Here is a 16,500-nt window from a genome sequence, read left to right on the forward strand (position 1 = left end):
TACCGGCGTCCCTCGCGGGTTTTCCTGGGAGCCACGGATACTCTGTGGTTATGGGTGCCCAGTTACGTGTCGTTCTCGACCAGATCACTCAGGTCATCGACCCGGATCAGGCCGCAGCGTCGCTGGATCTGGCCAGAGGCCTGATCGCCACGACGCCGTCGGGATGCACGGTTGAAGCCATCGTGCCGGCGGGGGGAGTGGCCGACCTGGTCGGACTCTCAGGAACGCGCGTGCTTCCGCTGGCGCGTCGTGAGCTCGCAGGCTCATGGCAGTTGGGGATCGTTCCGGGCGTGGGCCGCGGTCTCATCCACGCACCGACGTTGATGGCCCCTCTCGTCAAGCACGATCGCGTGCACGATGACGACCAGGTCGCAGTCACCGTATGGGATCTGCACGCGTGGGAGGCGCCGGAACTGCTGTCGAAAGGCGCCGTCGCCTGGCAGCGCGGGATGCTGCGCCGCGCAGCCAGACATGCAGATGTCGTGGTCGTTCCCTCGCATTCGATGGCGGAGAAGATCGGCTCGTTCGCGAAACTCGGAGATCGGGTGCGGGTGATCGCGGGGGCGTCGCCCGAAGGTTTCGTGGTCCCGGCCGATGCCTCCGAGCGTCGCGCCGCGCTCTCCCTGCCGGATCGCTACATCGTGCTCACCGGCTCGGCGGAGAGCCTCGAGCTGGGTTTCCGGGCTGCAGCTGCCGCCGACGTCGACGCGGTGGTCGTCGATGCTGCAGATGGCACTGAGCCACGGCTTGCGGAGATCGCCTCCGCTGTCGGACTGCCCGAACGCAGGGCGCACATTCGAGGCAAGCTCGCCCCCGACGATCGTGCTGCTCTGTCGGCCGGAGCAGAGGCGCTCGTCGCGACCAGTGCACTGTCTGCCTGGCCGTGGCGGGCGATGGAGGCGATGTCGTTGAGCGTGCCCGTCGTCTCGATCGACAGCGGCGTCCACAGGGACGTCATCGCCGAGGGCGGTGCGCTGGTCTCGCCGGCAGAGCTTTCTGATGCGCTGGCGGATGCCGTCGGTGCCGGTTCCGCACGTCTGCGGGTTCTCGCGGGGGACAGGGCTCGGGCGTTCTCATGGGCGAGTTCGGCCGAGCGGGTCTGGGCGCTGCACGCGGATCTCTGAGACCGCTTGGTACGCAAGCTGTGTCACAGCAGGGATCTGGACCTAACCTCCGCCACACTGGTCACATGTCTCGACGTGCCCCCCGCTCTCGAAACGTGCTCCGGATCGCCCGATTCCTCACCGTCCTCGTTGCCGTCACTGCTGTTGTGCTCGGTACCGTCGCGCCGGTGACTCTGGCCACAGCATCCGCTTCGCTGAGCACGTCCGCAAATCTGGCGCGCACTTCGGGCGATGCCGCGCAGACGGGGATCGCGAAGGCTTCCTTGGCCGGATTCAATCCCGGCAGCCTGATCAGCGATGCAGTGTTCACGAACAAGAGCACGATGACCGAGGCGCAGATCCAGTCGTTCTTCAACGGCAAGGTCTCGCAGTGCCAGTCGGGCTACACCTGCCTGAAGGACTTCAGAATCAGCTCGGTGAATCGGCCTGCTGACGCCTACTGCAGCGGCTACACGGGCGCAGCGAACGAGACGGCCGCCCGCATCATCTACCGAGTCGCGCAGGCGTGCAACATCAATCCTCAGGTTCTGATCGTGATGCTCCAGAAGGAGCAGGGACTCATCACGCACACATGGCCGAGTTCGTGGCGCTACGACATGGCCCTCGGTCAAGGGTGCCCTGACACCGCACCGTGCGATCCGAACTTCGTGGGATTCTTCCACCAGATCTTCGGTGCCGCTCGACAGATGCAGATCTACATGGAGGGCAAGTGGTTCCAGTGGTATGCCCCCGGCAACACCTGGAACCTGCGCTATCACCCGAATGAGTCGTGCGGGTCATCTCCGGTGTACATCGCGAACAAGGCGACCTCGGCGATGTATTACTACACGCCCTATCAGCCCAACGCGGCGGCGCTGGCGGCCGGCTACGGCGAGGCGAACAACTCCTGCTCCAGTTACGGAAACCGCAACTTCTACAACTACTTCACCGACTGGTTCGGGTCGACCCAGACGACTCCGCCACCACCGGCTCCGCGCCCGGTGCTCACCTCATCCGACACCTCGGCCTACGTCGTGGGGGCAGATGCTTCAGGAACGGTCTGGGGATATCCCTTCGGCCAGTCGCTCTGGGGTGACCGTGTGCAGCTCGCGAAGGGGCTGGGGGCACTCACCGCGTTCTTCGGCGTAGGAGACCTCGATGGGGACGGGCACCGAGATTTCATAGCCATGGGCGCTGATCGACGTGTTTCACTGCTCCGCGGGGACGGTTCGAAGACGTTGTCCGCCGCGACCCCGGCACCAGGGGACTGGGCCAACGTGACGGCGGTGGTCCCCGCGGGAGATTTTGACGGCGACGGACTCGCAGACGTGTTCACGACCGACGCGGGCGGAAACCTCTATCTTCGATCTGCTGACAATCGCGGTGGATTCCGACCGGCTGTTCGGGTCGGTGTCGGGTGGTCGGGTATGAATCACCTCATCGGCGGCATCGATATGGACGGCGATGGCAAGAGTGATCTCGTTGCCCGAGACACGGCCGGAAATCTGTATCTCTATCCCGGTAGCGGCACCGGCGGCTGGGGAGCCCGCGTGCAGATCGGCAATGGCTGGTCGCCCATGAAGAGCATCTTCAGCCCGGGCGATTTCACCGGCGACGGCAATGCGGACCTCCTCGCGCACGGCGCCGACGGGAACCTGATGTTGTTCGCGGGCCGTGGCGGCGGGTTCCTCACAGCGAAGGGTTCCGTCGGAAACGGGTGGACGGCACTGGCCGTCAAGGGGCCGTCCGGGGCCGAGGTATCGAAGCCGCGACCGCTGGCCGCCGGATTCGGAAACATCGATGGGGTCGCCGGCAATGATGTCGTTGCTCTCACGGGCTCAGGCAATGTGCGCATCTACGGGGGCAATGGCAAGGGAGGCTGGTCGAAGGTGACCGATTTCGCTTCCGGTTGGGCAGCGACCGACGACGTGATCTCGATGGGTGACTTCACGGGCGACGGTCATCGGGACATCGGGCGACTCGACTCGGCAGGGAAGTTCCAGCTCTACGCCGGGAGGAGCGGAGGCGCGTTCGCGGGGCCTGTGCAGATCGGAAACGGCTGGGGAGGATTCGCACGGGTCATCGGCGGAATCGATTTCGACGGAGACCGCCTTACGGACGTCCTCGCGGTCACCGCGGATGGACGGATGATCCTGTATCGCGGCAACGGCAGCGGAGGCTGGTCCGGCGGTTCCGGCGCTCAAGTGGGGAACGGTTGGGGAATCGTCGACACGATCATCAACGCAGGCGACTTCGACGGCGACGGGTACGTCGATCTCATGGCTCGTCTGCCGGACGGTACGCTCCGTCTCTATCCCACGAACGGCAGAGGAGTCTTCCTGACGCCCCAGCAGATCGGGAACGGCTGGGGCGTCATGAAGTCGATCTTCAGCCCAGGCGACTTCAACGGGGACGGAACCAACGACCTGATCGGCGTGGCCAAGGATGGCGCCATGTTCCTTTATCCGGGCAACGGTCAGTCGCGCTTCGGAGACCGCACGCAGATCGGGAACGGATGGCAGTCGATGGCGTACGTGGGTTGATCTCGAACACGCGCGGGGCCGGGGCGTTCTGGAGGTATCCAGTGACGTCATGGAATAATGATGTTCGCAACGGCGAGTGTCGTCGCTGTTAAGTGAGTGGACCTGTGACTGATACCCGAGATCCTTTCGCTGCCGTCCCACGTTCCAGGTTCAACACCCCGGGCACAAGCCGAGGGCTGATCGACGTGGTGCGTTGGCGCTATCTGCTGAACCTTCTGGTTCGCACCGGGGTGACGACACGCTATCGGAACTCAGTGCTCGGCTGGACGTGGTCCTATGTTCGACCGGCCGCGCAGTTCCTCGTGTTCTGGGTCGTGCTCGGACTGTTCATGAAGCTGGACCGCGGCATCCCCAACTACGCCGTGTATCTGTTCTCCGGAATCGTCATCATCAATCTGTTCTCCGAGGCTTACAAGAACGCGACGACGTCGATCGTCGGCAATGCGGCGCTCGTGCGAAAGGTATTCCTCCCTCGCCAGCTGTTCGCCGTCTCCGCGGTGATCGTCGCCTTCGTGCATTTCCTCCCTCAGGTCGGGCTCCTCCTGCTCGTCTGCCTGATCATGGGATGGGCTGTCAACATCTCGATCGTGTCGGTACTGGCAGTCTTCGCCGCCATGATCATCGTGATGGTCTTCGCATTGGGGCTCGGGCTGCTCTTCGGCGCGATCAATGTCCGTTTCCGCGACGCGGAGAACATCGTCGAACTCATGCTCCTCCTCGCGACGTGGGCGTCGCCGGTGCTGTACGCGTGGACGCAGGTGCAGGATGCGGTCGTGGACACCTTGGGGTGGCCGCAGTGGATCCTCGAGGTGTACATGCTGAACCCGATCACGCAAGGCGTGGAGCTCTTCCACTACGCGTTCTGGCGTCCGGTCACCGCCGAAGCGTTCGCGATCCCGCCCGGGCTCGCGTGGAACACGCTGTGGACGTTGCTCATCGCCATCGGCACCCTGCTCATCGGGCAGCTCGTGTTCCGCCGCCTCGAAGGAAGGTTCGCACAAGACCTATGAGCGATCAGACGGCGATCAAGCCCAGCATCATCATCAGCGCGGTGCGCAAGACCTTCACCCTCAATCATGCGTTCTCGCTGAAGGACACGGTCGTGTCGTGGATACGCCGGCAGAAGACGACCAGCACTTTCGAAGCGCTCAAGGGCATCGACCTGATCATCGGCGAGGGTGAGTCCGTCGCGATTCTCGGTCTCAACGGATCGGGTAAATCGACGCTCCTCAAGCTCATCTCCGGCGTCATGGAGCCAGATGCCGGAGAGGTGCTCACTCGTGGGCGTGTGGCTGGCCTGATCGAGGTGGGTGCAGGATTTCACCCCGAGCTCTCCGGTCGCGAGAACGTCTTCCTGAACGCCGCGATCCTGGGTATGAAACGCCATGAGATCGAGGCGCGCTACGACGAGATCGTCGCGTTCAGTGAGATCGAGGAGTTCATCGACCAGGAGGTGAAGCACTACTCGTCCGGCATGTTCATGCGCCTGGCGTTCTCCGTCGCTATCCACGTCGAGCTCGATGTGCTGCTCGTCGATGAGATTCTCTCCGTGGGTGACGCGCCGTTCCGCGAGAAGTGCCGCCTGAAGTTCGAAGAGCTCATCGCACAGGGCAAGACGCTGGTCGTGGTCAGCCACGACATGGAGATGGTCCGAGAGCTCTGCAGCCGTGGGATCGTGATCAACAAGGGCGAGGTCGTCTACGACGGAGATGCTGAAGGCGCCATCGCACTAGTGGACAGATAGCCCGATGCTCTGGTTCCAGACGGTCTCGGTTGCGCTGGTCGGCGCGCTGATCGCATTTCTTCCGGGGATTCTGCCGCTGATGGTGATCGGAGTCCGAGGACTCGCTCTGTTCGCGCTCGCCCCCGTGGTCGGGACGGCCCTCGCCGCCGGTTCCGCGATCCTGCTCGGCTGGATCGGCGTCCCATGGACGACTCTGCCGTTCGTCGGGGTGATCCTGGTCGTCACGCTCATCGCGTGGTTGCTCCGGCGCGCTGTCGGGCCCATGCCTCTTCAGAAGGAGACAGCGCCGCGACGCTGGTTCCTTCCGGTGGCGATTCTCGTCGGAGTACTGCTCGGCGGGTGGAGCCTCATCGCCTACATCGGCGATCCGGAGGGCATCTCGCAGACGAACGACGCGGTGTTCCACTTCAATGCGTTGCGTTTCATTCTGGAAACAGGATCCGCCTCGTCGCTGCAGGTCAGCGCGTTCACTGGTTCATCCGGCTTCTACCCGTCCGCGTGGCACGGGTTGGTGTCGATGCTCGTCGTGATCACCGGCGTAGACCTCGCCGTGGCAGTGAATGCCATCACGCTGGTGATCGGTGCGGTGATCTGGCCGCTGGGGATCGCGTGGCTGGCCCGGGCCGCCACGGGAAGCGTCTCAGTGGCTGCCTACGCGGCCGTGTTGTCTGGATCGCTTCAGGTGTTCCCGCTCATGATGTTCCAATGGGGTGTTCTGTACCCGAACGCATTGTCGATCGCGCTGCTGCCTGCGGCGATCGCGATCGTCGTTCAAGCGCCGAGTTGGCGGGCGGCAGCTCGCCCGATTCGCTCTACGATGCTCGTGGGCGTGCTCATCGCACTTTCGTTCGTCGCCCTGCTTCTTTCACAACCTTCGTCCGCTCTGGCATGGGGACTGGTCTGCTCGGTGTGGTTCACCTGCTGGGTCGTCCAACAGGATGGGATCAGATCGATCACGCTGCGTATCGGTTTGGCTGCATGCGCATGGCTGGCGCTGGGAGGTCTGTGGTGGTTCTTCGCCAGGAGCACATCGGGATCGCACTGGCCGAGTTTTCGAGACCGCTTCGGCGCGGTCCTGGACGTGATCATCAACAGCCAGATGGTGATTCCGGCAGCGGTGGGCGTGAGTGTCCTGATGCTGATCGGCCTCGTGGCTGCTTTCCGCCGACGCGACCACTGGTGGATCGCGATCGCGTGGATCGCGGTCTCGGTTCTCTACATCGCCTCTGCGGCGTTTGACTCGTCCCTCGTCCGCACTTGGCTGCTCGGTCCCTGGTACGCGGATCCTCATCGTTTGGCAGCCCTCGCGCCACTGCTCGTGATCCCCCTCGCGGCCATGGGCGCAGATGCTCTGGTCCGGCTCGGCCGTGCTGTGTCGCGTGGGGGACATCCGATTCCTGGATTGGGCAGTGTGGTCGGGCTGGCCGGAGTCGCCGTGTTCACGCTGATCGTGTTGATCATCCGGCCCACCGGCGTACCGGCGTTCGCCGGGGAGGAAGCCCATCCTGAATCCAGATACCTCCTCACAGACGACAGCTACCTCAGCGTTGATGAGCGAGAGCTGCTCGAGTCGCTCCCTCTGCATGTCGGAGAGGGGGAGCGGGTCATAGCGAACCCATCGACGGGTGCCGGATTCGGGTACGCGCTCAGCGGAGTCGACGTCTACCCGCGAAGCTGGGCCCCGCCGACATCCGCGGCATGGAGCATCGTCGCGAACGGTCTGCGCGATGCGTCCGCCAACCCTGAGGTGTGCGAGGCCCTGGAGACTCTTGGGTCTCCCACCTACGTCCTCGATTTCGGCCCGGGGGAGGCGACGCCTGGGCGGTACGTACTACCTGCCATGACTGATTTCGAAGGCCAGGACGGCTTCGAACTCATCGCCCAGGAGGACGATTCCACGCTCTGGAGGATCACCGCCTGCGTCGCGTGATCAATCGTCGCCGTCGGCCGGACGTCCCTCGGTACTCGATGCCTCGATGAGAGCGATCTTTCTGGCGAGCAGCGTGAGCTGCCGTTGAAGGTTGATGTTGCGCCGGTACTGGGTGTACACGAACGCGAGAAACACGATCACCAGGGCGTAGAGCAGCAGGTCTGTGCCTCGACCGACGCCGATGATCCGTGCCAACCAGGACAGCCACTGCGGGAAGAGCACCGACAGGACGGCGCCGATGACGAAGAGCCCCATCAGCAGGCGGCGAATCGCGAGGTGGCTGTCGGCGCCGGTCCGTCGCATCGTGAAGACAGCGAGGACGATGATCGCTGCGATGAGAAGCAGTTGGATCCACATCGGTGCTACCTCACGACCAGATCTACGAGGATATTGACGGAGTTGAGAACGCTCTGGCCCTTTGCTTTCGAGTAGTCGGTGTAGATGAGCTCCACGGGGTGCTCTTTCCACGGAAGCTTCGTCCTGCTGAGCTGGAGCACGATTTCAGTCGCGTGCGCCATACGATCCTGCTTCAACTCGATTCGTGCGGCGGCGTCGCGTCGGATGACTCGCAGTCCGTTGTGCGCATCTGTGAGCTTCAGGCTCGTCGTCATGTTCGTCACCCACACCGCGGTCTTGAGGATGACCTTCTTGGCGAGTCCTGGATTCGTCCGGTCATCGAGGAATCGTGATCCGAAAACGATGGCCAGTTGCTCCGAACGTGCGAGCGCGAGCATTTCCAGCGCATCCTCGATGCGGTGCTGCCCATCTGCATCGAAGGTGACGATGAAGTCACAGCTCCGGTGAGCCAACGCATAGGAGATGCCGGTCTGAAGCGCCGCGCCTTGACCGAGATTCACCGGGTGCTGGACGAGTAGAGCGCCCGCTTCGCGGGCTGCCGCGGCCGAGCCGTCGGTTGATCCGTCATCCACGCAGACGACGTTCTGGAAGTGGGGGAGCAGGCTGCGGACGACGTCCCCGATGACCGAGGCTTCGTTGTAGAGCGGAATGACGACCCAGGCACGCTGATCCGGGGATGTTGGCGCAGGGACGATGGATGGCATGCTTCCATTGTGTCAGGTGTCCTTCCGGGCGCCGTGACGAGCATTGACAGGATGGGCAGCGATGAGCAGGGATCGTGCAGCGATCATCGCCACACGGGTTTACCCTCCAGAAGTCGCAGCAGCGAGCTTCCGTATGCAGTTGATTGCGGAAGCACTCGCTACAGACGCGGCGGTCACCGTGCTCACCTCGCGCACGCCTGCCGGCGGCGATGCCGGCGAGAAACAGGACCAGACGAAGATCGTCGTCCGGCGTGCTCCGGTTCTGCGAGACAGGTCCGGAGCGATCCGCGGCTATGTGCAATACCTGTCCTTCGACATTCCGCTGTTCTTCCGCCTTCTTGTCACTCGAGGTGACGTGATCGTCGCGGAGGCCCCTCCGACCACAGGGCTCGTCGCGCTGCTCGCAGCATTCGTCAGACGACGGCGACTGGTCTATTACCCTGGCGACATCTGGACGGATGCCGTGAAGTCGATGGGCGCGCCCACCGCAGTCGTGGCGATCATCAAATGGATGGAATCCTGCGTCGTTCGGGGAGCTGACCGCGTTCTGGCCGTGTCGCCCGAGGTGGCCGAGCGTCTCAAGGACCTCGGCGCTGCGCCTGAAGACGTCACCGTCGTCGGCAACGGGATCGATACGCGGGTGTTCCACCCGGACGTGCTCCCGATTCCTGTCGCTCGCCGGTACTTCGTCTATACCGGAACGATGTCGGAGTGGCAGGAGCCCAGCATCTTCGTCCGTGCGCTCGCGGACCTCGCAGATACCGAAGTCGAACTGCGGTTCTTCGGGCAGGGTGCTGCTGAGGCCGAACTTCGATCGCTGGCTCAGGAACTGGTTCCTGGGCGCGTGCACTTCGGCGGCGTGGTGCCACCCGAAGAGTCAGCGCGCTGGATCCGTGGAGCGATCGGCGCGCTGGTGAGCATCGTCCCCGGAATCGGGTATGACTTCGCGCGACCGACGAAGACCTACGCTGCGGCTGCGTGCGGTACACCGGTGCTGTTCGCCGGAGCATCGACCGGGGGAGCCGTAGTACGTGAGGGCGGGCTGGGGGAGACGGCCGACTTCGCGACGAGCGAGGTGAGGGACGGTATGGCACGACTGCTGTCCGAATATGAATCAGGAGCAACCGAGAGTTTGCGGCGGCAGCGTGCTGAATGGGTTCGTCGGAACGCCTCTCTGGAGGCAGCGGGGGCACGCGCCGCGGATGCCGTGAGAACCCTGGTTCAGGGTCCTGGGACCTCCGCCTAGTAAAGTTGATCTGATGTACGGTTTCGCCTGGCATTCAAGGAGCGTTCAGTGACCATGTCTACCGATGTTCGGATCGTGGCGTCCGCCGATGTCTCTCCTGACGCCGTGATCGGCTCCGGTTCTTCCATCTGGCACCTCGCCCAGGTTCGGGAGAACGCGCAGCTCGGTGAGAACTGCATCGTGGGGCGAGGGGCGTACATCGGCTCCGGCGTCATCATGGGCGATAACTGCAAGGTGCAGAACTACGCGCTCGTATACGAGCCGGCGCATCTCGGCGATGGAGTCTTCATCGGCCCGGCGGTTGTGCTGACGAACGACACGTACCCACGAGCGATCACACCTGACGGATCCCTCAAGAGCGCGCACGACTGGGAACCGGTCGGAGTCACGATCGAGACCGGTGCATCGATCGGTGCCCGTGCCACCTGCGTCGCCCCCGTGACGATCGGGACCTGGGCCACCGTCGCCGCGGGGGCCGTCGTCGTCAAGGATGTCCCGGCGTACGCGCTGGTCGCCGGCGTCCCCGCGCGCCGCATCGGCTGGGTCGGCGAGTCTGGCGTCCCACTGGTGCGCGGCGAGGCAGAGGGAACATGGGTGTGCCCGAGCACCGGTGCGCACTATTCGGAGATCGACGGAACATTGAGCAAGGAGACCGCGTGAGCGACTTCATCCCCCCGGCGAAGCCCATTATCGGAGACGAGGAGCGCGAGGCAGTCGACCGGGTGCTGCGCAGCGGCATGGTGGCGCAGGGGCCGGAGGTGGCCGCTTTCGAGCAGGAGTTCTCCGCTCATTTCGTCCAGGGCCGCCCTGCGGTCGCGGTGAACTCCGGAACAGCGGGACTGCATCTGGGACTGCTCGCCGCCGGGGTCGGAGCGGGCGACGAGGTCATCGTCCCGTCATTCACCTTCGCGGCGACAGGGAACTCGGTCGCACTCACCGGTGCGACTCCCGTCTTCGTCGACATCGAGCCTGAGACCTTCAGCATCGACCCCGAGGCGGTCGCCGCCGCGATCACACCGAAGACCAAGGGCATTCTTCCTGTGCACCTCTACGGGCACCCGGCACGGATGCGCGAACTGGAGGCCCTCGCAGCCACCCGCGGCGTCGCGCTCTACGAAGACGCGGCGCAGGCGCACGGTGCGGCACTTGACGGGCGCCCAGTCGGAACTTTCGGTGACTTCGCGATGTTCAGTCTCTATCCGACCAAGAACATGACCAGTGGCGAGGGTGGAATGGTTTCCACCGCCACCGGCGAGATCGCCCGCCGTATCAAACTGCTGCGCAATCAGGGTATGGAACGCCAGTACGAGAACGAGATCATCGGGTTCAATGCGCGCATGACCGACATTCACGCCGCCATCGGCCGCGTGCAGCTCACCAAGGTCGGCGAATGGACCAGGACGCGCCAGGCGAACGCGGCTTTCCTCGACGCGAACCTCCGGGGCGTCTCCATCCCCCCGGTCGCCGACGGCGCCGAACATGTCTATCATCAGTACACCGTCCGCGTGCTCGAGGATCGAGACGGCTTCGTGGCTGCGCTCAAGAGCGAGTACGGGGTCGGCGCGGGCGTCTACTACCCGATCCCGAATCACCGACTGCCGTCGCTCGCTTCTTTCGCGCCTGGCCTCGATCTGCCCGAGACGGAGCGCGCTGCGAGCGAGGTCGTGTCATTGCCGGTGCATCCATCACTCACGCAGGCAGATCTCGAGCGCATCGCCACCGCTGTGAACGCGCTCGCGAAAGCGGGGTCGTGATGGGCTTGCGCGCTGGTCTCCTCGGCGTGGGGATGATGGGACGTCACCACGCACGCGTGATGCGTGAGGTGGAAGGCATTGAGCTTGTCGCCATCGCAGACCCCGGCGGAGATCCGCACGGAGTCGCGGGCGACCTTGAGATCCTCCCCGACATCGAGGCTTTGATCGGCGCCGGGATCGACATGGCGGTTGTCGCGGTCCCGACCCGATTCCACGAGGATGCAGCACTCAAGCTGGCTGCCGCCGGTGTGCACACGCTCGTGGAGAAGCCCATCGCCAACACCCTGGATGCCGGGCGGCGCATGGTCGATGCGTTCGCGGAGGCCGGACTTGTCGGCGCGGTCGGGCACATCGAGCGGTTCAACCCCGCGCTGCAAGAGCTGCGACGCCGGATCGAGGCCGATGAACTGGGTGCCGTGTACCAGGTGGTCACGCGTCGGCAGGGCCCTTTCCCCTCTCGCATCGCCGACGTCGGAGTGGCGAAGGACCTCGCATCACATGACGTCGATCTCACTGCATGGGTCGTGCAGAGCGACTACGAGCGGGTCTTCGCGCAGACGGCCTTCAAGAGTGGGCGTGAGCACGAGGACATGATCACGATCACCGGGCGCACTGCGTCCGGTGTGATTGTGAACAACATCGTGAACTGGCTCAGCCCGATGAAAGAACGCCTTACCGTCGTCACCGGAGAGCGGGGCGCATTCATCGCCGACACCTCTACGGGGGACCTGACCTTCTTCGCCAACGGCACCATCCCACTGGAGTGGGAATCGGTCTCGTCCTTCCGCGGTGTGTCCGAGGGCGATGTCACCCGCTACGCCTTCGCCAAGCGCGAGCCGTTGCGCGTTGAGCACGAGGCGTTCCGCGACGCGGTGCTAGGACTCGAATCGGATGTCGTCACGATGCAGCAGGGCCTGCGCACTCTTGCCGTGATCGAAGCGGCGTTGGAGTCCGCAGCGAACGGCACAGCGGTCTCCCTGCTGTGATCTGAGGCAGATCGTGTCACGTCGCTACAGTAGTGTCGCGCATTCGATCGAGCGAGCGCTCCCTGGCTTCCCGTTCGACGCGATCCTGCCGTGGCGGCGCCGTGCCGTGCGCGCCGGTGGGGCGACCCCTATCGGCCACGGCGACGTACGTGTATTGATCGGTCCCGAGAATTCGGCGGGCCAGGCGTACGCGTGGAGTCGTGCCATCACGTCCGCCCTGGGTGAATCGGCGACGAGTCTGATGATCCGGTCGGCAGGCGACCGGTGGCAGTTCCCGGCTGATCACGTGGTCGCCTCTGCCGATGCCGCACACCTACCGTGGCAGCGCGCGCAATGGCGGGCTGTCGGCAGGTTCACGCATGTGATTCTGGAATCGGGCCGTCCCCTTTTCGGCGATGACGGCACGGCTGTCGATGCTCAGGTGCGTCGACTGATGAAGCGCGGGATCAAGGTCGCCCTCCTCTGGCATGGCAGTGACATCCGGGGCCCCCACTCGCACGCGGCGAGAGAGGCCTTCTCACCGTTCAGGGTCATTGACTCTCTTCGAGTGGAGGAGATTGCAGATCGAGTCTCGCGCAACAGGGAGCTGGCGAACGCGCTGCGGATTCCGCAGTTCGTATCCACGCCGGATCTGCTCATCGATGCTCCCGAAGCGACGTGGCTGCCGGTCGTCGTCGACTGCGATGAATGGTCACACGCGGGAATCGCGCCGCCGTTTCGCGGACAACGCCCTGTTGTCGCCCACGCTCCCAGTGACGGGCCGATGAAGGGCACCGGTCTCGTCCGACCGCTGCTGCGGAAGCTCCATGATGAAGGTCTGCTCGAGTATCGAGAGGCAGAGGGGCTGCCGTCGACGAGCATGCGGGACTTCTTCTCCTCTGCCGACATCGTCCTCGATCAGTTCGCATTGGGGAGTTTCGGCGTCGCGAGTTCCGAAGCACTTTCCGCCGGGCGACTGGTCATCGGGCATGTGTCGCCGCAGACCCGCGCGGTCGTCGAGGCCGTCACAGGGCGACAGCTGCCGATCGTTCAGTCGACCGCGGACACACTCGAGTCGACTTTGCGGACCATCGTCGCAGACCCGGCTCAATTCAGTGACGTCGCGGATCGGGGGCGGGAGTACGCTCGCGCCGTGCACGACGGTCGGTTCTCCGCTCAGGTTCTCGGCAGCTTCCTCGGCGTGCCCCACGACAGCGGCTCCCAGCACGGGCATGGGACAATGGACGAATGCCCGCTGGGGCCTATGGAAGGTGAAAACGGATGAAGCTCGTGCTCCGCACATTCCGCGAGCTGATGCAATGGCTCCCGGCAGACGCACGGGCCTACTTGCGCCGCTACGTTGCGATTTCCTGCATCCTCGCGGTCCTCGACGTCGGCGCGATCATGTTGCTCGCGATAACTCTCGCTCCGATGATCGCGGGAGTGGAGATGAACCTTCCGGTCATCGGGCGAATCGGCGAAGATTCGTACATCTGGCTGATCGGGTCGGTCGCTCTGCTGATTCTCGTGAAGTCCGTCCTGTCGATGGGGCAGCAGTGGTTCGCCACCCGGCGTTTCGCATCCTTCGAGTTGGAGATCGGACGACTGCTCTTCGACTCGTACATCAAGGCCCCATGGACGTTCAGGCTGAAGAGGAATACGGCGCAGATCGTGCGCATCGCCGACGTCGGGATCGCGAACGCGACCAGCGGATTCCTTCTGCCCATCGTGCAGCTGCCGGCTCTGGCCGTGAGCTTCCTCCTCATCCTGGCGGTCATCGTCGTGGCGCAGCCGGTCACCGCCTTGATCACGGTCGTTTATCTCGGGGGGATCATGGCGCTGCTCTACTGGGTCGTCTCGAGCCGGTCGGTCCAGGCAGGCAGAGTATCCCGTGATTACTCCTTCAAAGTCGCGGCCCTCATGACCGAGATGGTGCAGGCGCTCAAGGAGATCACGCTCCGGAACAAGGCAGGGGAAGTAGCGGATGTCGTTCAGTACAACCGGGCGTTCAGCACTCGCGCCCGTGCGAACCTGAACTTCCTCGGCTCGCTTCCCGGCTTCGTCCTCAACACGGCGCTGGTCGGAGGTTTCGTCATCGTGGGAGGCGTCGGCTATGCGATCGGCGGCATGGAGCAGGCCCTCGCATCGGTCGCGCTCTTCGCCGTTGCCGGGTTCCGCCTGATTCCGTCGCTGACAGGGTTCCAATCGATCATCACCACGACGACCGCCAACGTCCCGCATGTGCAGGCTGTCATCTTCGACATCAAATCGTCCGAGAACTACGTGGCGCAGGCAGAACAACTCGGACGGGACCCCATCGAGGGTGTTCCCAGGATGCTCCGCCTTCGCGACGTCGCGTTCGGATACCCGGACCGTGAAGACACCCCCGCGGTGCACGGCATCGACCTGGACATTCCCATCGGCAGCTCTCTTGCGTTGGTGGGCTCGTCGGGAGCGGGAAAGTCCACGCTCGTGGACATCCTGCTCGGACTGCTGGTGCCTCAACAGGGCACTCTCGAGTTGGACGGGAAGCCCCTGCAAGACGTCTTGGCGGCCTGGAGAACGCGTGTCGGCTACGTGCCCCAGGACGTGTCGCTCTTCGACGGAACGATCGCACAGAACGTGGCGCTGTCCTGGGACGACGAGGACATCGATTTCGCCAAGGTCGAGCAGGCTCTGCGACGGGCGCAGATCTGGGACATCGTCGAGTCGCGCGACGGAGAGATCCGCAGCCGCATCGGAGAAAGGGGCCTCTCCCTCTCGGGTGGGCAGCGGCAACGATTGGGCATTGCGCGGGCGCTCTACAGCGATCCGTTGATCCTCGTTCTCGATGAAGCGACCAGCGCTCTGGACACCAAGACGGAGTCACTCGTCACCCAGGCGATCCGCGAGCTTCAGGGCGAAGTGACGATCGTTTCCGTGGCGCACCGCCTGTCCACGATCCGGCACAGCGATGTGGTGTGTTTCATGCAGGATGGAACGATCGCGGCGCGCGGCACGTTCGACGAGTTGGTCTCGACAGTGCCGAACTTCGCCGAGCAGGCCGAGCTGGCCGGGTTGGCATGAGCGCCGCTTCGATCGAAGTGATCATCGCATGTCACGATCCGTCGCGTCCGTTGGCGCGGGCTGTCTCGTCTCTGTTCCAGGATGTGCGCGTCCGCGACCGGGTGCGCGCCGTGATCGTCGCGCACGGTACCGCCCCAGGTGCGCTCGAGGCGCAGTTGACCGATGTCGAGGGCGACTGGCAGGTCGTCCCGTTCAGTGACGGCGTGCGCAGCCCTGCGGGCCCGTTCAACCACGGGCTTCGAGCGGTGCGGGCCGAGTACTGCGCCGTGATGGGGTCGGATGACTATCTCGAGCCAGGAGCCATGGAGGCATGGTTGGCCCAGGCTGATGAGTCCGGGGCCGATGCTGTGATCGCCCCCATTCGCCTTCAGGGCGAATCTCGGATGCCGAACCCGCTGGTGGGACTGTTTCGAGAGAGACGCCTCGATGCGTCGAGAGATCGGCTCTTCTACCGGACGGCGCCCCTCGGTATCGTGCGCACGCAGACGATGCGCGATCTCGGCCTGACCATGGCAGAGGGGGTGCGGGTGGGCGAGGACTTCGAGTTCGGCATTCGGCTCTGGTCGCTCGCTGACCGCGTGGACTTCGCCCGGAATGCACCGTGTTACGTGATCGGCACCGACGCCAAGGAGCGCACCACCTACGCGCCCCTCTCGCTGGACGAGCGTTTCGAGCCGATCACCCGACTGCTGGACGACGGGCTTCCGCAGGTGCTTACCGCCGCGCACCGTCGGGCTCTGGCCATAAAACTCGTCCGGATCAGTGTGCTCGGTGCTGCTCACACGCTGTCGGCGCAGAACGCTTGGCGAGATGACGATGAGGTGATTGAGCTCGCGGCGGCGCTTCGCCGGCTTCTTGCTCTCGCGCCACGCGTGTTGGAGCCGTTCAACCTTCAGAACCGGAGGGTGCTGGACGCACTCCTTCACGAGCCGACGATCAGCAAGGTGACGGCTGAAGTCCAACGATCGGCGACAGCGACACGCTGGGAGCGCTGGGCCACGCGGAATCCGCTCTACATGTTCCATCGCGAATCGATGTTGAGACGGTATGCACTGTATTGGTTCGCCAGAGAACGGAAGAAGTAACAA

General features: G+C 64.2%; 14 protein-coding genes. 12 read left to right on the plus strand and 2 right to left on the minus strand.

What is annotated here, in order from left to right:
* The first annotated feature begins 50 nt into the window (after positions 1-50).
* From QFZ46_RS15985 to QFZ46_RS16005, 5 genes are all read left to right on the plus strand, one after another.
* Positions 51-1,124 (plus strand): glycosyltransferase, encoded by a 1,074-nt coding sequence (locus QFZ46_RS15985; RefSeq protein WP_307363192.1) that lies wholly within the window; start codon positions 51-53, stop codon positions 1,122-1,124.
* 65 nt (positions 1,125-1,189) lie between these two features.
* Positions 1,190-3,646 (plus strand): FG-GAP repeat domain-containing protein, encoded by a 2,457-nt coding sequence (locus QFZ46_RS15990; protein ID WP_307363193.1) that lies wholly within the window; start codon positions 1,190-1,192, stop codon positions 3,644-3,646.
* A gap of 104 nt (positions 3,647-3,750) precedes the next feature.
* A complete protein-coding gene (locus QFZ46_RS15995) occupies positions 3,751-4,656 on the plus strand; it encodes an ABC transporter permease (RefSeq protein WP_307363194.1) in 906 nt (301 codons plus the stop codon).
* Complete coding sequence (locus QFZ46_RS16000) at positions 4,653-5,390, plus strand: ABC transporter ATP-binding protein (protein WP_307363195.1); 738 nt, start codon at positions 4,653-4,655, stop codon at positions 5,388-5,390. Before QFZ46_RS15995 ends, QFZ46_RS16000 begins: the two co-directional genes overlap by 4 nt.
* A 4-nt stretch (positions 5,391-5,394) precedes the next feature.
* A complete protein-coding gene (locus QFZ46_RS16005) occupies positions 5,395-7,320 on the plus strand; it encodes a DUF6541 family protein (RefSeq protein ID WP_307363196.1) in 1,926 nt (641 codons plus the stop codon).
* Here QFZ46_RS16005 and QFZ46_RS16010 read toward each other — a convergent pair whose 3' ends face one another.
* Both QFZ46_RS16010 and QFZ46_RS16015 read right to left on the minus strand, forming a co-directional pair.
* The gene (locus tag QFZ46_RS16010) at positions 7,321-7,677 is read right to left on the minus strand and encodes a DUF2304 domain-containing protein (RefSeq protein ID WP_307363197.1); all 357 of its coding nucleotides are present in this window, start codon (positions 7,675-7,677) and stop codon (positions 7,321-7,323) included.
* Positions 7,678-7,682: 5 nt separating this feature from the next.
* On the minus strand, positions 7,683-8,381 hold the full coding sequence (locus tag QFZ46_RS16015; RefSeq protein ID WP_307363198.1) for a glycosyltransferase family 2 protein: 699 nt from the start codon (positions 8,379-8,381) through the stop codon (positions 7,683-7,685).
* A 61-nt stretch (positions 8,382-8,442) separates the two neighbouring features.
* Here QFZ46_RS16015 and QFZ46_RS16020 point away from each other — a divergent pair, with 61 nt between their 5' ends.
* Genes QFZ46_RS16020 through QFZ46_RS16050 form a run of 7 tightly spaced genes read left to right on the plus strand, consistent with a single transcriptional unit; the run spans position 8,443 to position 16,497 of the window.
* Positions 8,443-9,627: a glycosyltransferase family 4 protein gene (locus QFZ46_RS16020; protein ID WP_307363199.1), complete on the plus strand. Its 1,185-nt coding sequence runs from the start codon at positions 8,443-8,445 to the stop codon at positions 9,625-9,627.
* Between the two features lie 54 nt (positions 9,628-9,681).
* Complete coding sequence (locus QFZ46_RS16025; protein WP_307364639.1) at positions 9,682-10,287, plus strand: acyltransferase; 606 nt, start codon at positions 9,682-9,684, stop codon at positions 10,285-10,287.
* A complete protein-coding gene (locus tag QFZ46_RS16030) occupies positions 10,284-11,381 on the plus strand; it encodes a DegT/DnrJ/EryC1/StrS family aminotransferase (RefSeq protein ID WP_307363200.1) in 1,098 nt (365 codons plus the stop codon). Before QFZ46_RS16025 ends, QFZ46_RS16030 begins: the two co-directional genes overlap by 4 nt.
* Complete coding sequence (locus tag QFZ46_RS16035) at positions 11,378-12,367, plus strand: Gfo/Idh/MocA family protein (protein WP_307363201.1); 990 nt, start codon at positions 11,378-11,380, stop codon at positions 12,365-12,367. The genes QFZ46_RS16030 and QFZ46_RS16035 overlap by 4 nt, the downstream gene beginning before the upstream one ends.
* Before the next feature lie 13 nt (positions 12,368-12,380).
* Positions 12,381-13,631, plus strand: a complete 1,251-nt coding sequence (locus tag QFZ46_RS16040) for a glycosyltransferase (protein ID WP_307363202.1) — start codon at positions 12,381-12,383, stop codon at positions 13,629-13,631.
* A complete protein-coding gene (locus tag QFZ46_RS16045) occupies positions 13,628-15,412 on the plus strand; it encodes an ABC transporter ATP-binding protein (RefSeq protein WP_307363203.1) in 1,785 nt (594 codons plus the stop codon). Before QFZ46_RS16040 ends, QFZ46_RS16045 begins: the two co-directional genes overlap by 4 nt.
* The gene (locus QFZ46_RS16050; RefSeq protein ID WP_307363204.1) at positions 15,409-16,497 is read left to right on the plus strand and encodes a glycosyltransferase; all 1,089 of its coding nucleotides are present in this window, start codon (positions 15,409-15,411) and stop codon (positions 16,495-16,497) included. The genes QFZ46_RS16045 and QFZ46_RS16050 overlap by 4 nt, the downstream gene beginning before the upstream one ends.
* Positions 16,498-16,500 lie beyond the last annotated feature (3 nt).

Origin of the sequence: Microbacterium murale (assembly GCF_030815955.1) — a bacterium.
GTDB classification, from domain to species: domain Bacteria; phylum Actinomycetota; class Actinomycetes; order Actinomycetales; family Microbacteriaceae; genus Microbacterium; species Microbacterium murale_A.

What these genes read in the sequence shown, in the direction of transcription:
- QFZ46_RS16050 (WP_307363204.1), top strand. Translation starts at nt 15,409, where the DNA reads ATGAGCGCCGCTTCGATCGAAGTGATCATCGCATGTCACGATCCGTCG.
- QFZ46_RS16005 (WP_307363196.1), top strand. Translation starts at nt 5,395, where the DNA reads ATGCTCTGGTTCCAGACGGTCTCGGTTGCGCTGGTCGGCGCGCTGATC.
- QFZ46_RS16045 (WP_307363203.1), top strand. Translation starts at nt 13,628, where the DNA reads ATGAAGCTCGTGCTCCGCACATTCCGCGAGCTGATGCAATGGCTCCCG.
- QFZ46_RS15990 (WP_307363193.1), top strand. Translation starts at nt 1,190, where the DNA reads ATGTCTCGACGTGCCCCCCGCTCTCGAAACGTGCTCCGGATCGCCCGA.
- QFZ46_RS15985 (WP_307363192.1), top strand. Translation starts at nt 51, where the DNA reads ATGGGTGCCCAGTTACGTGTCGTTCTCGACCAGATCACTCAGGTCATC.
- QFZ46_RS16020 (WP_307363199.1), top strand. Translation starts at nt 8,443, where the DNA reads ATGAGCAGGGATCGTGCAGCGATCATCGCCACACGGGTTTACCCTCCA.
- QFZ46_RS16010 (WP_307363197.1), bottom strand. Translation starts at nt 7,677, where the DNA reads ATGTGGATCCAACTGCTTCTCATCGCAGCGATCATCGTCCTCGCTGTC.
- QFZ46_RS16000 (WP_307363195.1), top strand. Translation starts at nt 4,653, where the DNA reads ATGAGCGATCAGACGGCGATCAAGCCCAGCATCATCATCAGCGCGGTG.
- QFZ46_RS16015 (WP_307363198.1), bottom strand. Translation starts at nt 8,381, where the DNA reads ATGCCATCCATCGTCCCTGCGCCAACATCCCCGGATCAGCGTGCCTGG.
- QFZ46_RS16025 (WP_307364639.1), top strand. Translation starts at nt 9,682, where the DNA reads ATGTCTACCGATGTTCGGATCGTGGCGTCCGCCGATGTCTCTCCTGAC.